We start from the raw sequence: 17,373 nt of genomic DNA, 5'->3' as shown, positions 1-17,373 counted from the left end.
GTAACAGACAGATAATAAAGAGGAGGAAATTTTTATGTCAGCATTTATTGTATTAGGAGCACAATGGGGCGATGAAGGAAAAGGAAAAATGACAGATTATCTTGCAGAAGACGCCGATGTAGTTGTTAGATTTCAAGGAGGTAACAATGCAGGGCATACTGTTGAAGTTGGAGATAAACAGTATAAGCTTCATCTAATTCCTTCAGGAATATTATATAGAGATAAGTTAAACGTAATAGGTAATGGGGTTGTTGTTGACCCTAAAGCTCTATTTGATGAAATAGATTATTTAAAAAATGCAGGAGTTGATGTTACTCCAGAAAATTTAATAATAAGTGATAGAGCACACCTTATAATGCCTTATCATAAGATTCTTGATGGAATCAAAGAAAAGGCAAGAGGAAAAAATGATATAGGTACAACAGGTAAAGGAATAGGTCCTTGTTATACAGATAAGATGGAGAGAAGTGGCATAAGAGTTTGTGACCTTATGCATAAGGATGTTTTTGAAGAGAAGCTAAGAGAAAATATTGAAGTTAAAAGCTCTATAATTACTAAAGTTTTTAACGGAGAGTCTTTAAGCTTTGAAGAGATGTATAATGAATACTTAGGTTATGCTGAAAGAATGAAACCTTTTGTAAGAGATATTTCTGTTGAAGTATATGATAAAATTAAATCAGGAAAAAACGTATTGTTTGAAGGTGCTCAAGGAACACTTTTAGATATAGACTACGGAACATATCCTTACGTAACATCATCAAATACTATTGCCGGTGGAGTTTCTAATGGAGTAGGTATAGGACCTACTATGATAACTAGTGCTGTAGGTATAGCTAAGGCTTATACAACTAGAGTAGGAAAAGGACCGTTTCCTACAGAATTATTAGAGGAAACTGGTGAATGGTTAAGAGAAAAAGGACACGAATATGGAGTAACTACAGGAAGAGCAAGAAGATGTGGTTGGCTTGATCTTGTAATACTAAAGAGTGCTGCTAGAATTTCAGGGCTTACAAGCTTCGCTGTAACTAAAATTGATACTTTAGCAGGAATGGAAAAAATAAAGGTATGTACTGGATACAGATTTGATGGAAAAATTATAGACTATGTTCCTGCAAGTCTTGAAGACTTAGCAAAATGTGAGCCTATTTATGAGGAATTTGATGGTTGGGATGAAAGTATAGCTGATGCTAGAAGTTATGAAGAGCTTCCTGAAAACGCAAAAAAATACTTGAATAAAATTGAGAATTTCACTGATACTAAGGTATCAATAGTCTCAGTAGGACCAAGAAGAGATCAAACTATAAAAGTTAAGGATATATAGACAATAAACCATAAGTGTAAAACTTACATTACACTTATGGTTTATTTTTGTTGACTTACATTAATTGGGTGGTTTGGAATATTAATTTTATAGTGTTATAATATAATTTATAAAAGTAAATGATAAGGAGTGGATTAGTTTGACAGAGATGGTTACAGAAAAGGAATATGATATTCAATACTATGAAATAGATTATAAGAGAAGACTGCTGATAACAAGCCTAATGAATTATTTAGGCGATATAGCCACAAGGCAATCCGAGGAATTAGGGGTTGGAATAGACTACCTAAGAGATCAGGGAATAGCTTGGGTGCTCTATAAGTGGAGTATCGATATAGATAGGTATCCTGTATATGGTGAAAAGATTAAAGTAAGAACTAAACCATACTCCTTTAAAAAGTTTTATGCCTATAGGATATTTGAAATCTTAGATTTGAATGGAAATATAATAGCTAGGGCAAATTCAGTATGGTTTTTGATAGATATAGAAAAGAGGAAAGCTATAAGGGTAACAGAAGACATGTATAAGGCCTATGGAATTAGTAAAGAGAAAAGTGATATATTAGATATAAAAAAATTAAAATGTCCAGAAAAAATACACAGTGAAAAAAGCTTTAATGTAAGATATAGTGATATAGACACTAATAGGCATGTAAATAACGTAAAGTATGTAGATTGGGCTATAGAGACTGTACCACTAGATGTGGTTACTAATTATTCTATAAAGGGTATAAATATAACATACCAAAAGGAAACTACATATGGAGCTGTAGTGAAGGTATTTACAGAAATAAGAGAGGAAGAGAATAGGTATATTTGTTTACATAAGATAGTAGATGAGAATGATATAGAGCTAACTGTATTAGAAACAAATTGGGAAAGAGAAAATTAGTGCTGCTCAGATTAACTCTCAGCAGCACTTTTTCCAGCTATAAAACCAGAGCTCCACGCCCATTGAAGATTGAATCCACCACAATCTCCATCTACGTCTAATATTTCTCCTGCTAAGTATAAGTTCTTAACTATGGTAGACTCTAAAGTAATTGAGTCAACTTCATTTGTATTTATCCCTCCAGCAGTTACCTGTGAATTTTTAAAGGAATTAGTATCATATACAACAAAGTTCCAATTTTTAAGAAGTTTAAATATATTTTGTTTTTCCTTCCATGTCAATTCGTAACATGGCTTATGAATATTTTCAACAGATGCTTCCTTTAAGAGAATAGGTATAACTTTTTTATTTATTATGCCTATAAATGAATCAGCAATACTTCTATAGCTAAATACTCCCCAGTGATTTTCTAAAAACTCTACTAATTCTTTATTATCCAAGTCCGGCATCATATCAATAGAAAGAGATATAGTTTTATGATTATACAGTAAATAAGAAGCTTGGCGGCTTAATTGAAGTATAGGAGGACCAGATATTCCATAGTCAGTAAATAATATTTCTCCAAATTCTTTTCGTTTTGATACTCCATCAACAATTATTTCTGCAAAACCATTGAATTTTACTCCTGATAAAGCTTTAAGATGATTATATTTTAATTTAAGTTGAACAAGAGCAGGAATAGGATGTATTATGCTATGTCCTAAGTTTTCCGCTAAACTAAAACCAGAGCCATCAGATCCAGTATTTGGCAATGATTTACCACCACAACACAATATTAATTTTTTGCATTCATAAGAATCCTCAGAATTGGTAGTTAATCTAAAGCCATTAGGAGTTTTTCTTATGTCCTTTACTTTTGAATTTATATAAATAGGAATAGCTCGATCTTCTATGGCCAGTCTAAATATATCGAGAACTGAGGAAGCTTGAAGGGAAAGAGGATACATTTTATCTCCATCTATTGTAGTCAAAGGAAGACCTAGGGAGTAAAAAAATTCTATAGTATCCTCCAGCGTAAATTTATTTAAAACATTTTGAAAAAAGTTACAGTTTTCGCTGTGATATCTAGAAGCACAAATATTTTTATTTGTAATATTACATCTTCCATTTCCAGTTGTTAATATCTTATTTCCTATTCTACTAGTACCTTCTAATATAGCAATATCTTTTCCTACATTCTTTGCAGTAATTGCTGCCATAATACCTGAGGCACCACCGCCTACTATTATTATTTCATGAAACAAAGATAACAGCTCCTCGTAATTATTTTTTATTAAATATATGAATAGTTATACCATATAAAGTTTTATCACTCAATAGTTATATGAATAAACAGGCCAAATAAATCTATATAAAATTTAATTAAGTAGCACTTTTTTCATATTCTAAAGGACGGATTAATTTTAAGCCAGTGGGTTAATTTATATTATTATTATATAGTATAAATTCATATAATAAACATTGTTAGGAGTGAGAATTTATGAAAGTTAAAATATCAAAAAATGGAGTAGATACCCCAAAAGGAGAGTTCAAAGTTTTAGGCATAAATTATGACTTCGTTATGGTTGAGGCTAAAGATGGCAGAAGAGTATTTAGAACAAATGAAGTAAAGATAATTCCAGAAGACAACAGTGAGAGTATATTTGCTTACTATAAGGATCTTTTAAAAATAAAATTTGATAATGGAATGACAATGAATTTTTATGCGGAATTTATTAATTTTTTGGAAGATATTGTTGGCAAAAAAATAGAGAATATAGGAGTCCTTGAAGATAAATATGGATTTATTAAAAAAGGAATTTGGGAAAAAAAGTTGTTTGTTACAATAAATAAGGCTAGAGCTTTTAAGATAAATGTTATAGGCCAGAAATACTCAGATGATTTTAGATTCACAATTAAAGAGGTAAGTTTAAGTGATTTTATGGATCAATGCAGTCTGGAAATAAGTAATTTAAAAAGTGATATTAAGGAAAAGAGAATATTAATGAATATGTATAATAAGGCCATGAAAGATATGTTATACAGTGGTTTAAATAATAATAAAACTATCTTCCTCAAGAATTAAGAAAAGAAGTTTTTTATATTTAAGTTAAACTTAGTGTATAATAAAATATATATTATTTAACCAAAACTTAAAGTTTTTATAATAAAATTAAAGGGGAGAGATGTTAATGGAAGCTAGAGCATTACTGAACTATGAAAATTGGGTAGTAGTTGGAGATGTATTAAATAGTACAAAATATGCATATAAGATACTTAGTTCATTAAAGGAATCAAACTTTAATGTATCTGGGGTTAATCCTAGGGACAATAGTGGAAACGTATACAAAGACTTAAAAGAAGTACCTTACAAAATAGATGTTATAGACTTATGCATAAACCCTATAACTGGTTTAAAAATAGTAGAAAGTGCTATAGAATTAGGGATAAATAAGATTCTAATTCAGCCAGGAGCTGAAAGTAATGATATACTTATGCTATGCAGAGAGAAGGGCATATCAGCAATACAGGGATGTGCTCTTATAGAGCTTTCTAATTATAAAAGTAGATAAATGGTACTTACCAAAAGATAAGTGAAAGGTTTAGTCATTACTTACCATACAGGTAGATGGGGGGATACTAATGTTAAAAATATATGCTGTATCAGATTCTATAGGTGAAACTGCAGAACAGGTAGCAAAGGCTACACTGAGCCAATTTTGTGAAAAAATTGAGTTTCAGAGGGTACCTTATATTAAAAGTTTTGAAGACGTTAATGAGTTTATAAATAGTCTTGAAGATACAAAAAACATTATGATAATATCTACTATAGTCTTAGTAGATGTTAGAGAATTTTTAGTTCAAAGATGTATAGAAAGTGGAATTCATATAACAAATGTATTAGGGCCTTGTATAAGCATGGCTTCAAAAATTTTAAATAAGATACCAGATTATAGGCCAGGAGCTGTATGGGGCGTAGACTCAGAGTATTTTAAAAAGATAGAAGCAATGGAGTTTGCTATTAGATATGATGACAGTAAGGATCACTCAGGTATAAAGCATGCTGATGTTATTTTAATAGGGCTTTCAAGAACATCAAAAACACCTATTTGTATGTATCTTGCTAATAAAGGAATTAAGGCGCTTAACATACCGATTATGCCTGAGATTCCCATACCCGAGGCTTTATATGAAATAGACAGAAAAAAAGTAGTTGGTTTAACAATAGATCCTATGCAGCTTATAGAAATAAGAAGACATAGACTGGATAAGTTTTCATCAGTATCAAAGGAAATACAATATGCTAATGCAGAAAGAGTACTACAGGAGTTAGAATTTGCTGATAGGCTTATGAAAAAATTAAGTTGTAAAACTATAGATGTAACAAAAAGGGCAATAGAAGATACTGCGCTGATAATAATGGAGCATATAGGTTATATGGGAACTAAGTCATATTAAGATGTTTTTACACTATAAAATTTAAGGTGCTTAAAGCCTTGTATTTCAAGGCTTTAAACAATAATAGTAAAAAAAATATCAAAAATAATAAAAAAATATATAAAAATGTGTTGACACTTTGCTGAATATCTTGTATTATGTTTTATGTCAGGTCAGTTAATGCAAGACAGAGAAACAACAAATTGACTAAGGCCCCTTGGTCAAGCGGTCAAGACACCACCCTTTCACGGTGGTAACAGGGGTTCGATTCCCCTAGGGGTCACCATAAAAAATGTGGGCGCATAGCTCAGCTGGGAGAGCACCTGCCTTACAAGCAGGGGGTCACAGGTTCGATCCCTGTTGTGCCCACCACAAAAAAACAAATTATGGCCCAGTGGCTCAGTTGGTTAGAGTGCCGGCCTGTCACGCCGGAGGTCGAGGGTTCGAGTCCCTTCTGGGTCGCCATAAAAATTTGCTGGCATAGCTCAGCAGGTAGAGCAACTGACTTGTAATCAGTAGGTCGCGAGTTCGATTCTTGCTGCCAGCACCATGTATATTAAGCATGGCCCCTTGGTCAAGCGGTCAAGACACCACCCTTTCACGGTGGTAACAGGGGTTCGATTCCCCTAGGGGTCACCATAAAAAAATGTGGGCGCATAGCTCAGCTGGGAGAGCACCTGCCTTACAAGCAGGGGGTCACAGGTTCGATCCCTGTTGTGCCCACCACAAAAAAACAAATTATGGCCCAGTGGCTCAGTTGGTTAGAGTGCCGGCCTGTCACGCCGGAGGTCGAGGGTTCGAGTCCCTTCTGGGTCGCCATAAAAATTTGCTGGCATAGCTCAGCAGGTAGAGCAACTGACTTGTAATCAGTAGGTCGCGAGTTCGATTCTTGCTGCCAGCACCAAAACTGCACAATATTAATTGTGCAGTTTTTGCTTTATAAAAATATATATTTACTATATAGTTAAGCTAAAATAGTAAAAGCACTATCAACATTAGATGAGATAGTGCTTTTACTACTTTAGCTTAAAACAGATTTTACTATATACAGTTCCTAGATTAACTTTTAATATTTCTTGTTTTTTATATTTTGATAAATTCTTATATCTTCTCCTAAAAATTTACACAAAGTAAATTCGCCCAATAGTCTTGATGAAATTCTTTCAGAATATAATTTTAAGATTTCTTCCAAATTACAATTTGTAGAAACAAGCATTTTATTTCCTTTTAGTAATCTTCGATTTAATAGATTAAATAATTCTGTTTTGGAAAAATCAGTAATTTGCTCAGAACCTAAATCATCAATAATCAATAAGTCGCAGTTTATAAGTAGATCTTCTAGCCCTGTATCATTATCAAATCTTACACGTCTTAAGTCTTGAATTAAAGAATCTGCGGTCCTATAAACAACTAAGAATCCCCTATCTAAAATTTCCTTAGCAATGCAGTTTGATAAGAAGGATTTACCTGTTCCTGGGTTTCCGTAGAATAGAAGGTTTTCATTAGAAGAAGAAAAGTTCTCTATAAACCTCCAGGACACATTATAAACTATTTCTTCAATATTTTTTCTAGGACTTATGTGTTCATTCTCATTTCTTCTAGAGGAATAAAGTTCAAAGTTAAAGTTGTCAAAGTTACTTTTCCTTAGTATAGTTTTTAATTCAGAGTTATCATAATACAACTCTACAAGCTTTTGTTTATAACAGGTACATTTTTTAGTTTCAATAAAGCCTGTATCCTTACATTTAGTACATCTATAATTCATTTCTAAATAATCTATTGGATAATGGTTACTTACTAGAAGTTCAGACTTTTTTACTCTAAGGTCTACAATTTTTTCCTTTATGCCTTTCAGGTACTCATCCTTATTTTTTAAGTTACTATTTAGTATGCTGATAGACAGATGGACAGAGAGTTTGCCTATTTCTCTTTCTAATTCTAAAACCTGCGGAAGTTTTTTGTTTATTTCCTCCCGTCTGGATTTTAATGAGTTTTCTTCTGCAGTTCTTATAGATTCATATATCTTCATAATATTAGAGTGGTAGCCTTTAATCATTTTTATCCCATCCTAACAATTTTTTCTCTAAATCGTCGAAGTCATAGTCTCTATGCTTAAAGTTATTAAATGTGCTATTTGCAGCTTTATTGTAATTATTGTTTTTAAATGAGCTGCTATTGTTATTAGTGCGATTAGCCTTTTTTACATCCTTTTTATCAACATCTTCAACTGTTGTGATCTTATCTTTATACCAACTTCCCAAAATTCCGTCAATATACTTAAAGTCCGCTTTATTTATTCTTTGAAAGCATATATCACAGGCTTTAAATATCAATTCTAAAGGGAAACCATAGGAGTTAATCCATTTATCTAACATTTCTTCTTGAGGTTTCATTATTTCAGCGTCTTTTATACCTAGATAATTTAGTATTTTTCTGATTTTAACCCATTTATCCTCATGTTTTTTTATAAAACTTTGAGCATCATCTACTGTTTTGATTTTAGAATCAAACCAGGCAATAGCTATTTTTTCAATGTACCTACAATCAGTTTTTCCTTTTGAAGCACAGTATTGAATTAAAAGAAGTATAATCTCAGGCGAGAAATCAAAGTCTTTTAGCCATCCTATGTACATAGTCATTTCTTTTGAGGAAAGGGGTCTACCAAGAAGTTTTTCTATATCTTGAAGCATATCTTTAGTTGAATTTTTATTTAGTTCTTCTAGTAAATTTATATTTTCACCCTTATCTTCGGGGACATCAGTTAAGTCTAAGAATTCTATATTGTAATTCCCCATATTATCAATGGCGACCATTCTAATGATGTTTTGCTCATTCCAATAATTCCATGCATTTACTACGTCAGTTTCTAGAAGATGAAGCACTCCTGCCATAATCTGAGAACTTACCCCTAACTCACCAGAAACACAATATTTTAGCCCCAGAAGGTACACTTTAACGAACTCTCCTCGGGCTTTTGGCATAAATTTATCTATAAAAATATTACTTACTGGAGTATAATTTGAACTCCTACTTTTAAAAACAAAAGTACTCATATTTTTAAAACCTACCTTCAATTAAGTTTAGCTATTTAAAATAGTTACTATTAAGTAATTATATCAAAATAAAAAAAGTATAACAATGAAAAAACCCCTTTTAATTATGTATATTTTTTACAGTAAGGGAAAAAATAAAAAAGTGACTGTAAAGTGTAACTATATGGAAGGGATTGATTAATTTGTTATGGAAACACAAAGCTAAAATTGCATCAATAATTTTAGCTATTATTATGACTACTGCTGTAACTCTACAATATATATATTATAACAGGCCATACGCCTATGAGGTGTATATAAATAATAAACATTTGGCTTACATAAAAAATAAACAAGATTTTTATGATGTGAAAAATGGAATTGAAAAGGAAATAGAAAAAAGATACGGAAAGTTTCATTTTAATGATCAGATAAACTTTAAAAATGTGTTATGGATAAGTGATTATAAATTAAAGGATAAAAATGAACTTAGAAAAGATATTGTAAAGGTTAGTAATACTACTATATCAGCATTTTTAATGAAGTCTGACGGGAAACCAGTAGGCATTCTTGCTAGTGAGGAAGAGATGAAAAAGGTTTTAGACACTATTAAAGATACATATTCACAAGGAAGTAGTGGTGAAAAGTTCAGGTTAAAAAGTAAAGTTACCTATATTAAGCAAAATGTTACTATATCTCAGTTACAAACTGTACAGGAAATTGTTAATAATCTAAAAGAAAGTAAAAATTCATCTATAATAGCATTTTCAAAGGAAAGTGATAAGGATAAATCACAAAATGTAAGACCTTCTAGATCCTCATCATTAACTAATATAATGCAGACTCCATCCAGAGGAGTTATAACTTCGAGCTTTGGTGCAAGATGGGGAAAGATGCATAATGGAATAGATATAGGGTCTCCTATGGGCGATCCTATACATGCAGCAATGGATGGTAAAGTATATTATGCTGGATGGGAAAATGGATATGGCAATATTATAAAAATAGAGCATGAATCCGGGATACAAACATTTTACGGTCACTGCAGTAAAATAAGTGTAAAAGAAGGGCAGTATGTAAAAAGTGGTGAAAAGATAGGGGAAGTTGGAAGTACAGGAAGAAGTACAGGACCACATGTACATTTTGAGGTAAGAGTTGAAGGCGTACCGAAGAATCCTCTAGCATACATAAAATAATTGATGTATTTTAATATTAATAAAAGTATCCTAGGTAGTTTAAGTTCACTATCGAAGATACTTTTATTAATGTAATATTTTTGAAATAATTCCTTTTTATGAAATTATGTTGACATAAAAAACATTTTCCTATATACTTTGATTATCAAAATATTTGATTATCAAAAATAATTTTAAAGGGGACGATTAAATGAAACTACCTCCATTAATTATTGGGGAGTTAAAGGCAGAAGTACCTATCATTCAAGGTGGAATGGGCGTAGGAGTATCTGGATGGAAACTCTCATCAGCAGTAGCAAATGAAGGTGGTATTGGTGTTATATCTGGAGTCCAAATAGGATACAGGGAGCCAGATTTTGAAACTAATACTAAAGAAGCGAATATTAGAGCGTTAAAAAAAGAAATTAGAAAGGCAAGAGAGATAAGTCCTAAAGGTATATTAGGAGTAAATCTTATGGTTGCCATTACAAATTATGATGATATGGTAAAAGCTTGTGTAGAAGAGCAAGTTGATATAATAATTTCAGGTGCAGGACTTCCTTTATCATTACCTAAGCTTGTTGAAGGAAGTAACACAAAGATAGCTCCTATAGTCTCCTCAGGTAAGGCAGCTATGGTTATCACTAAGCAATGGACTAAAAAGTACTCTAGAATTCCGGATGTCGTTATAGTAGAGGGACCAGAGGCAGGTGGGCACTTAGGATTTGATTTAGAACAATTAAGCAGTGGCAAAAGTTCCTTAAAAGACATAGTTCCAGAGGTAATAGAGGCTTTAAAGCCTTTTGAGGAGGAGTATGGAAAGAAAATTCCTGTTGTGGCAGCAGGGGGAATTTATACTGGTGAAGACATTGCTGAATTTTTAAAACTTGGAGCAGCAGGTGTACAAATGGCTACACGTTTTGTTGCAACTGAGGAATGTGACGCCGATATAAATTATAAAAAAGCTTATGTTAACTCAGATGAGAGCAATATTAAAATAATAAAAAGCCCTGTAGGTTTACCAGGAAGAGCTGTAAAAAATAATTTCATTGATCATGTAGAAAAAGAGAGAATCAAACCTGACAAGTGCTATAATTGCTTAAAAAAGTGCAACCCGAAGGATACTCCTTATTGTATTTCTAAAGCATTGATTGAAGCTGTAAAAGGTAATGTTGAACAAGGGCTTATATTTGTAGGAAGCAGTGCTTATAAAATAGACAAAATTACTACCGTAAAAGATTTAATCAGTGAGTTAGTTGGAGATGCTGAAAAGTATTTACAGAAAGGACTTTAAAGATTAAAGTGGTGATTCCGTTGAGTAAATGTATAACTATTTTAAATGAACTTTTAGTAGATACCTTCAATGACATACTAGAAATAGAGCAAAAAGCGCTTCAAGCCGGTGCGTTCAATGATTTATCAGTTACAGAAATGCATACTATTGAAGCAATAGGAATGTATAAACCGAGGACAATGACTGAAGTTTCCAGCGCTCTTAATATAACATTGGGAACTCTTACAACAGCAATAAGTAACTTAGTTAAGAAGGGTTATGTGGGAAGAAAAAGAAGTGAAGAAGACCGAAGAATAGTTCACATACAGTTAACTAAGAAAGGAAAACTTGCCTATAGAATTCATAAAAAGTTTCATTCAGATATGATTAAAGCGACTATAGAGGGACTTACAGAATATGAAGAGGATATCTTAGTTAAAGCTTTAGAAAAATTGAATGATTTTTTTAAGGAAAAATATAATTTAAAGCATAGCTTAAAGGAGATAGAGGATGAATAAGGTTCGCATTATAGGTACAGGAAGTTATGTGCCAGAAAAAATAGTAACTAATGAAGAACTATCCTGTATTGTAGATACTAGTGATGAATGGATAAGCAGTAGAACGGGCATAAGGGAAAGAAGAATATCAGAAGGGGAAGATACATCTCATATGGCTTCAAGGGCAGCGCTAAAAGCTATAGAGAATGCAGGAGTAAAGGCTGAAGATATAGATTTGATTATTTTAGCCACAGCAACACCTGATAGTTTTATTCCTTCTACAGCATGTATAGTTCAGGACAATATTAAGGCTATAAACGCTACCTGTTTTGATATATCAGCAGCTTGTTCTGGCTTTGTTTATGGCATAGATATAGCTACTCAATTTATAAGAACAGGGAGTGTAAAAACTGCATTGGTCATAGGTGCAGAAACTCTTTCAAAGGTTCTTAATTGGAAGGATAGGAATACTTGTGTGTTATTTGGTGATGGTGCATCAGCAGCTGTTTTAAAAGAATCTGATGTAGAAGGTGTTCTTTCTATTTATAGAGGCTCAGATGGCAGTAAAGGAAAGTTTCTAACTTGTAACGCAGTACCTGTAAAGAATCCATATATAGATAGTAAAGAGACTATGGGTGACATAGATAACGCAATAACTATGGATGGTAAAGAGATATTTAAGTTTGGAGTTAAAATTATAGTACAGGGTGTAGAAGAGCTTTTAAAGGACACAACATACTCTTTAAAAGACATAAAGTATATAGTGCCTCATCAAGCCAACTTTAGAATAATAGAGTCGGCTGCTAAAAGACTAGGTGTAAGTGAGGAGAAATTTTACTTGAACTTAGATAAGTTTGGAAATACATCAGCGGCTAGCGTTGGCATAGCGTTGGATGATATGGTACAAAAAAATTTACTACAATCAGGGGATAAAATTCTACTAATCGGTTTTGGTGGTGGATTGACCTATGGTGGTTTAATAGTTGAATGGTAAATATATTGTGTGGAGGAAAGAAAAATGGTATTTGAAAAAATAAAAAAAATTATGGCAGAACAATTAGGATTAGATGAAAATGACATAACTATGGATACTTCTTTCGAGGAACTTGGGGTAGATTCATTAGATCTTTTTCAGATAATAATAGAGATAGAAGAAGAATTTGGGCTTCAGATAGAAGATGCAGAAGCAATTAAAACTGTAAGTGAAGCAGTGAAGTTTGTTGAGGATAATATTGAACAATAGAAAGTAGTGTTGAGTGATAGAAGATTAGTTTATTATTGAGAGGCAGGAGGATGAATTATGATTAATTCCACGTTTTCTGATATGGTTGGAATAAAATATCCTATTATCCAAGGAGGAATGGCTTGGATTGCAGATAGTTCTTTAGCAGCTGGAGTATCAAATGCAGGAGGACTTGGTATTATTACAGGAAATGCTCCTGTAGATTGGGTAAGAGATGAAATAAGAAAGGCTAAAAGTTTGACAGATAAACCTTTTGGAGTAAACATAATGCTTCTAGGTGAAACTGCAGAGGCAATAGCAAAGCTTGTATGTGAAGAAGGAGTAAAAGTTGTAACTACTGGAGCCGGTAATCCAGGTAAGTATATAGAAATGTGGAAACAACATGATATCAAAGTTATACCAGTTGTTCCTTCAGTAGCATTAGCTAAGAGAATGGAGAGAGCAGGCGTAGATGCTGTTATAGCAGAGGGATGTGAATCTGGTGGACACGTGGGAGAGCTTACTACAATGGCTTTAGTTCCTCAGGTTGTTGATGCTGTAAATATTCCTGTAATAGCAGCTGGTGGTATAGGCGATGGAAGAGGAGCAGCAGCAGCATTTATGTTAGGAGCTTCAGGAATACAAGTTGGAACAAGATTTTTAGTTGCTCATGAGTGTACAGTTCATGATAACTATAAGAAAAGAGTAATAAGCGCAAAGGATATAGATACACAGGTTACAGGTAGACCTACAGGCCACCCTGTACGTGTTATAAGAAATAAACTAACTAGACAATTTCAATTACTAGAAAAAGAGGGAGCAGCATTAGAAAGATATGAGGAACTTGGAAGAGGTGCACTTTCAAAGGCTGCTCGTGAAGGTGATATAGATAATGGTTCTGTAATGGCTGGTCAGATTGCAGGATTAATTGGCAAAGAGCAGAGTTGTAGTGATATAATAGAAGAGATATTTAATGAAGCAGAAATAAACTTAAGAAGAGTAGAAAAGATATTCCAAATAGGATAATCTTGGAGGAAGATATGGGTAAGATAGCATTTTTATTCTCAGGTCAAGGGGCACAATATGTAGGCATGGGAAAAGAATTATATGAAAATATAGATGAATGTAGAAAGGTTTTTCAGGAAGCAGATACAGCTTTAGGATTTCCTATAAGTAAAATATGCTTTGAAGGCCCTGAAGAGGACTTAAATAGCACAGAAAATACACAGCCAGCTATATTAACTGTAAGTATAGCTGTACTTAAGGCTTTGGAGAGTAAAGGGATAAAGGCTGATGTTACTGCAGGATTAAGCCTAGGTGAATATTCTGCATTAGTTTATAGTGGTGTACTGGAATTTCAAGAGGCAGTTAAGTTAGTAAAAAAGAGAGGAAGATACATGCAGGAAGCAGTGCCACAGGGAATTGGTGCTATGGCAGCAGTACTTGGTGTAGATGAGGAAAAGATAAGAGAAGTCTGTAATGAATGTTCCAATCTGGGTGTAGTTGAACCTGCTAACCTAAACTGTCCAGGACAAATAGTAATTGCTGGTGAAGTGAAGGCTGTAGAGGCTGCCTGTGAAAAGGCTAAGGAAAAGGGAGCTTTAAAAACTGTAATGCTTTCTGTAAGTGGCCCATTTCACACATCAATGCTAAAGCCTGCAGCGGATAAGCTAGAGAAAGAATTAGACCATATTGTAATTAAAAATTTAGATATTCCTGTAATAACTAATGTTACAGGAGAAATTATAGATAGCAAAGAAGATATAAAACCATATTTAAAGCGACAAGTAATGAGCTCTGTATTATTTGAAAAGAGCATAAGAACCATGATGGACATGGGAGTAGATACTTTTATAGAGATAGGACCTGGTAAAGCTTTAAGTGGATTTGTTAAAAAGATAAATAGAAAAGCGGTTATTTTAAATGTTCAGGATCTAAAGTCTTTAGAGAACACTTTAGAGAAACTGGGAAAATAGAATGGAGAAGGAAGTATGGAAAGTTTGAAGGGAAAAACAGCTGTAGTAACAGGGGCAAGTCGTGGTATTGGTAAAGCTATAGCTTTAAGATTAGCAGAGTTAGGAGCAAATATAGTTATTAATTATAGAAGTAATTCAAGTTCTATTGAAGAATTGATAAAAGAAATAAGTGAAAAAGGAAGTAAAGCTATAGCAATCCAAGGGGATGTAAGCATTTTTTCAGAGGCGGAAGGTATTATGAAAAAGGCTTTAGAGACTTTTGGTACTATAGACATACTTGTTAATAATGCAGGCATAACAAAAGATGGATTAATAATGAGAATGAAGGAAGAGGATTTTGACAAGGTTATAGAAGTAAACCTAAAGGGTGCATTTAACTGTTTAAGACACGTAACACCTATAATGGTTAAACAAAAGGGTGGAAGGATCATAAACATATCTTCTGTGGTTGGTGTATCAGGTAATGCTGGTCAAGTTAACTATTCAGCAGCAAAAGCAGGATTGATAGGTATGACTAAGACCGCTGCTAGAGAACTTGCTTCAAGAGGAATTAATGTAAATGCTGTAGCACCTGGTTTCATTCAAACGGATATGACAGAAGTTTTATCAGATAAGGTAAAAGAGAGTACTTTAAATAATATACCTTTAAAGAAATTTGGTAGAGCTGAGGATGTAGCAAATGCAGTAGCGTTTTTAGCTTCCTCAAATTCAGACTATATCACAGGTCAAGTAATACACGTAGATGGCGGGATGGTAATATAAATTTAATTAAGGGTTGGTGAATTGTTTATGAAAAGAAGAGTAGTTGTTACAGGATTAGGAGCAGTAACCCCGGTAGGAAACGACGTAGAAACATTCTGGAATAATATAAAAAGTGGAGTTCATGGTATAGATTTTATAAAATCTTTTGATACAGAAAACTTCAAGGCAAAACTTGCTGCTGAAGTTAAAGATTTTGACCCTATAAAATATATTGATAAAAAAGAAGCTAAGAGAATGGATACATTTTGCCAATTTGCATTAGCTTCAGCTGTTCAAGCGGTAGAAAATTCTAAATTAGATTTAGAAAATATAAATCAAGATAGATTTGGAGTTATTGTTGGTTCAGGAATTGGTGGTATAGGAACTATAGAAAAAGAGCAAACAAAACTTCTAGAAAAGGGACCTGGAAGAGTTCAGCCACTATTTATACCTATGATTATAGGTAATATGGCTGCAGGTAATATAGCAATTAGATTTGGAGCTAAAGCAATATGCTCAACAGTAGTTACTGCTTGTGCTACAGGAACAAACTCTATAGGAGAGGCATATCGTACTATTCAAAATGATTTAGCAGATATAATGATAGCTGGTGGAACAGAAGCATCAATTACTCCATTATCTATAGCAGGTTTCACTTCGTTAACAGCTTTATCTAGAAGCACAGATCCTAATAGAGCATCAATTCCTTTTGATAAGGAGAGAAACGGATTTATTATGGGAGAGGGAGCAGGAATATTAGTACTAGAATCTCTTGAACATGCACAAAAAAGAGGAGCAACTATATATGCCGAAGTAGTTGGGTATGGATCAACTTGTGATGCATATCATATAACTGCATCAGATCCACAAGGTGCTGCAAAGGCTATGGAGCTTGCTATAAAGGAAGCTGGAATAAGCAAAGAAGAAGTATCTTATATAAATGCACATGGAACTAGTACTGAAGTTAATGACAAATCAGAAACTGGTGCAATAAAAATGGTGTTTGGAGAATTTGCAAGAAATATACCGATAAGTTCTACAAAATCAATGACAGGTCACTTATTAGGAGCTGCAGGAGCTATAGAAGCTATAGTATGTATCAAGTCTCTAGAGGAAGACTTTGTTCCTCCAACAGTTGGATATGAAGTACCAGACGAAGAGTGTGATCTTGACTATGTACCTAATAAGGGAAGAGCAGCGAAGGTTAACTACGCTATGTCTAATTCCCTTGGGTTCGGAGGCCATAATGCAGTAATTTTATTAAAAAAGTGGAGTGAGTAATATGGATTTTAAAGCGATTCAAGATATGATAAAAACTATGGATGACTCTAAATTAGGTTATCTAGAAGTTAACTGGCATGGAATCTCTATAGTTATGAGAAAAGAAGGAGAAGAAGACTTCTCAAGACAGCCAATAATACAGTCAAAGCTTGAAACAGAGGAACAAAATAGTCCTGAAAAAGAGATTATAGAGGATAAAATAAACTCTAGAAGGGAACTACAAAAAGAAGAAGTAACAGAAATTAAAAAAGAATATGTAGAAGATACTAATGCAAAGAATGTAGATGAAAATTTAGTAGAAGTAGCATCACCTATAGTTGGAACTTTTTATGCTTCTTCTGGTCCTGATAAGCCTCCTTACGCAAAGGTTGGTACAAAGGTTAAAAAAGGAGATACCCTCTGCATTATAGAAGCTATGAAGCTTATGAATGAAATTCAAAGTGAAATAGATGGAGAAGTGGTAGAGGTATTGGTAGAAAATGAGCAAATGGTTGAGTATGGTCAATTAATGTTCAAAATAAAAGCCCAATAGTAAATTATTATAGC

18 protein-coding genes and 8 tRNA genes are annotated in these 17,373 nt (G+C 33.2%); 23 read left to right on the top strand and 3 right to left on the bottom strand.

Going from position 1 to position 17,373, the window contains the following annotated elements; translation table 11 throughout:
• The first annotated feature begins 34 nt into the window (after positions 1 to 34).
• Positions 35 to 1,321: an adenylosuccinate synthase gene (locus N4T77_RS13375; protein WP_261672303.1), complete on the top strand. Its 1,287-nt coding sequence runs from the start codon at positions 35 to 37 to the stop codon at positions 1,319 to 1,321.
• Between the two features lie 139 nt (positions 1,322 to 1,460).
• Positions 1,461 to 2,213, top strand: coding sequence for an acyl-[acyl-carrier-protein] thioesterase (locus N4T77_RS13370; protein ID WP_261672302.1), 753 nt, complete (start codon positions 1,461 to 1,463; stop codon positions 2,211 to 2,213).
• A gap of 11 nt (positions 2,214 to 2,224) precedes the next feature.
• Here N4T77_RS13370 and N4T77_RS13365 read toward each other — a convergent pair whose 3' ends face one another.
• A complete protein-coding gene (locus N4T77_RS13365; RefSeq protein ID WP_261672301.1) occupies positions 2,225 to 3,457 on the bottom strand; it encodes an NAD(P)/FAD-dependent oxidoreductase in 1,233 nt (410 codons plus the stop codon).
• Positions 3,458 to 3,693: 236 nt separating this feature from the next.
• Here N4T77_RS13365 and N4T77_RS13360 point away from each other — a divergent pair, with 236 nt between their 5' ends.
• The 11 genes from N4T77_RS13360 (at position 3,694) to N4T77_RS13310 (ending at position 6,534) form a co-directional block, all read left to right on the top strand.
• A complete protein-coding gene (locus tag N4T77_RS13360) occupies positions 3,694 to 4,278 on the top strand; it encodes a hypothetical protein (protein ID WP_261672300.1) in 585 nt (194 codons plus the stop codon).
• A 106-nt stretch (positions 4,279 to 4,384) separates the two neighbouring features.
• Positions 4,385 to 4,765, top strand: a complete 381-nt coding sequence (locus tag N4T77_RS13355) for a CoA-binding protein (RefSeq protein WP_261672299.1) — start codon at positions 4,385 to 4,387, stop codon at positions 4,763 to 4,765.
• 70 nt (positions 4,766 to 4,835) lie between these two features.
• The gene (locus N4T77_RS13350) at positions 4,836 to 5,651 is read left to right on the top strand and encodes a pyruvate, water dikinase regulatory protein (protein WP_261672298.1); all 816 of its coding nucleotides are present in this window, start codon (positions 4,836 to 4,838) and stop codon (positions 5,649 to 5,651) included.
• A 190-nt stretch (positions 5,652 to 5,841) separates the two neighbouring features.
• Positions 5,842 to 5,916: transfer RNA gene (locus tag N4T77_RS13345), tRNA-Glu, on the top strand.
• 10 nt (positions 5,917 to 5,926) lie between these two features.
• Positions 5,927 to 6,002, top strand: a tRNA-Val gene (locus N4T77_RS13340).
• 16 nt (positions 6,003 to 6,018) lie between these two features.
• Positions 6,019 to 6,095: transfer RNA gene (locus tag N4T77_RS13335), tRNA-Asp, on the top strand.
• 9 nt (positions 6,096 to 6,104) lie between these two features.
• Positions 6,105 to 6,180: transfer RNA gene (locus N4T77_RS13330), tRNA-Thr, on the top strand.
• A 14-nt stretch (positions 6,181 to 6,194) separates the two neighbouring features.
• Positions 6,195 to 6,269: transfer RNA gene (locus N4T77_RS13325), tRNA-Glu, on the top strand.
• Positions 6,270 to 6,280: 11 nt separating this feature from the next.
• Positions 6,281 to 6,356 (top strand) — tRNA-Val (locus N4T77_RS13320).
• Between the two features lie 16 nt (positions 6,357 to 6,372).
• A tRNA-Asp gene (locus N4T77_RS13315) sits at positions 6,373 to 6,449 on the top strand.
• A 9-nt stretch (positions 6,450 to 6,458) separates the two neighbouring features.
• Positions 6,459 to 6,534 (top strand) — tRNA-Thr (locus N4T77_RS13310).
• A gap of 162 nt (positions 6,535 to 6,696) precedes the next feature.
• Here N4T77_RS13310 and N4T77_RS13305 read toward each other — a convergent pair.
• Together N4T77_RS13305 and N4T77_RS13300 are read right to left on the bottom strand one after the other, a co-directional pair.
• Entirely contained in the window at positions 6,697 to 7,686 is a 990-nt protein-coding gene (locus N4T77_RS13305; RefSeq protein ID WP_261672297.1) for an ATP-binding protein, read from the bottom strand.
• The gene (locus tag N4T77_RS13300) at positions 7,679 to 8,683 is read right to left on the bottom strand and encodes a DnaD domain protein (protein WP_261672296.1); all 1,005 of its coding nucleotides are present in this window, start codon (positions 8,681 to 8,683) and stop codon (positions 7,679 to 7,681) included. The genes N4T77_RS13305 and N4T77_RS13300 overlap by 8 nt, the downstream gene beginning before the upstream one ends.
• Before the next feature lie 233 nt (positions 8,684 to 8,916).
• Between N4T77_RS13300 and N4T77_RS13295 the strand changes: the two genes are divergently transcribed.
• The 10 genes from N4T77_RS13295 to accB all read left to right on the top strand — a co-directional run bounded on the left by N4T77_RS13295 (position 8,917) and on the right by accB (position 17,359).
• The gene (locus tag N4T77_RS13295) at positions 8,917 to 9,858 is read left to right on the top strand and encodes a M23 family metallopeptidase (protein WP_261672295.1); all 942 of its coding nucleotides are present in this window, start codon (positions 8,917 to 8,919) and stop codon (positions 9,856 to 9,858) included.
• Positions 9,859 to 10,048: 190 nt separating this feature from the next.
• The gene (locus N4T77_RS13290) at positions 10,049 to 11,131 is read left to right on the top strand and encodes a nitronate monooxygenase family protein (protein ID WP_261672294.1); all 1,083 of its coding nucleotides are present in this window, start codon (positions 10,049 to 10,051) and stop codon (positions 11,129 to 11,131) included.
• Between the two features lie 20 nt (positions 11,132 to 11,151).
• Positions 11,152 to 11,628 carry a MarR family winged helix-turn-helix transcriptional regulator gene (locus tag N4T77_RS13285; protein ID WP_261672293.1) on the top strand — a complete coding sequence of 159 codons (477 nt, stop codon included), beginning with the start codon at positions 11,152 to 11,154 and terminating at the stop codon, positions 11,626 to 11,628.
• Positions 11,621 to 12,601 carry a beta-ketoacyl-ACP synthase III gene (locus N4T77_RS13280; protein WP_261672292.1) on the top strand — a complete coding sequence of 327 codons (981 nt, stop codon included), beginning with the start codon at positions 11,621 to 11,623 and terminating at the stop codon, positions 12,599 to 12,601. The genes N4T77_RS13285 and N4T77_RS13280 overlap by 8 nt, the downstream gene beginning before the upstream one ends.
• Before the next feature lie 24 nt (positions 12,602 to 12,625).
• Complete coding sequence (gene acpP / locus N4T77_RS13275) at positions 12,626 to 12,850, top strand: acyl carrier protein (RefSeq protein ID WP_261672291.1); 225 nt, start codon at positions 12,626 to 12,628, stop codon at positions 12,848 to 12,850.
• Between the two features lie 57 nt (positions 12,851 to 12,907).
• Entirely contained in the window at positions 12,908 to 13,855 is a 948-nt protein-coding gene (gene fabK / locus N4T77_RS13270) for an enoyl-[acyl-carrier-protein] reductase FabK (protein WP_261672290.1), read from the top strand.
• Between the two features lie 14 nt (positions 13,856 to 13,869).
• A complete protein-coding gene (fabD, locus tag N4T77_RS13265; protein WP_261672289.1) occupies positions 13,870 to 14,805 on the top strand; it encodes an ACP S-malonyltransferase in 936 nt (311 codons plus the stop codon).
• A gap of 15 nt (positions 14,806 to 14,820) precedes the next feature.
• On the top strand, positions 14,821 to 15,567 hold the full coding sequence (gene fabG, locus N4T77_RS13260; protein WP_261672288.1) for a 3-oxoacyl-[acyl-carrier-protein] reductase: 747 nt from the start codon (positions 14,821 to 14,823) through the stop codon (positions 15,565 to 15,567).
• A gap of 27 nt (positions 15,568 to 15,594) precedes the next feature.
• Entirely contained in the window at positions 15,595 to 16,827 is a 1,233-nt protein-coding gene (fabF, locus tag N4T77_RS13255; RefSeq protein WP_261672287.1) for a beta-ketoacyl-ACP synthase II, read from the top strand.
• Between the two features lies 1 nt (position 16,828).
• Complete coding sequence (gene accB / locus N4T77_RS13250; RefSeq protein ID WP_261672286.1) at positions 16,829 to 17,359, top strand: acetyl-CoA carboxylase biotin carboxyl carrier protein; 531 nt, start codon at positions 16,829 to 16,831, stop codon at positions 17,357 to 17,359.
• Positions 17,360 to 17,373: the final 14 nt, after the last annotated feature.

The organism is Clostridium sp. CX1 (assembly GCF_025398335.1).
Lineage (GTDB): Bacteria > Bacillota > Clostridia > Clostridiales > Clostridiaceae > Clostridium_AM > Clostridium_AM tanneri.
This window is presented reverse-complemented; position numbering and strand designations above follow the sequence as displayed.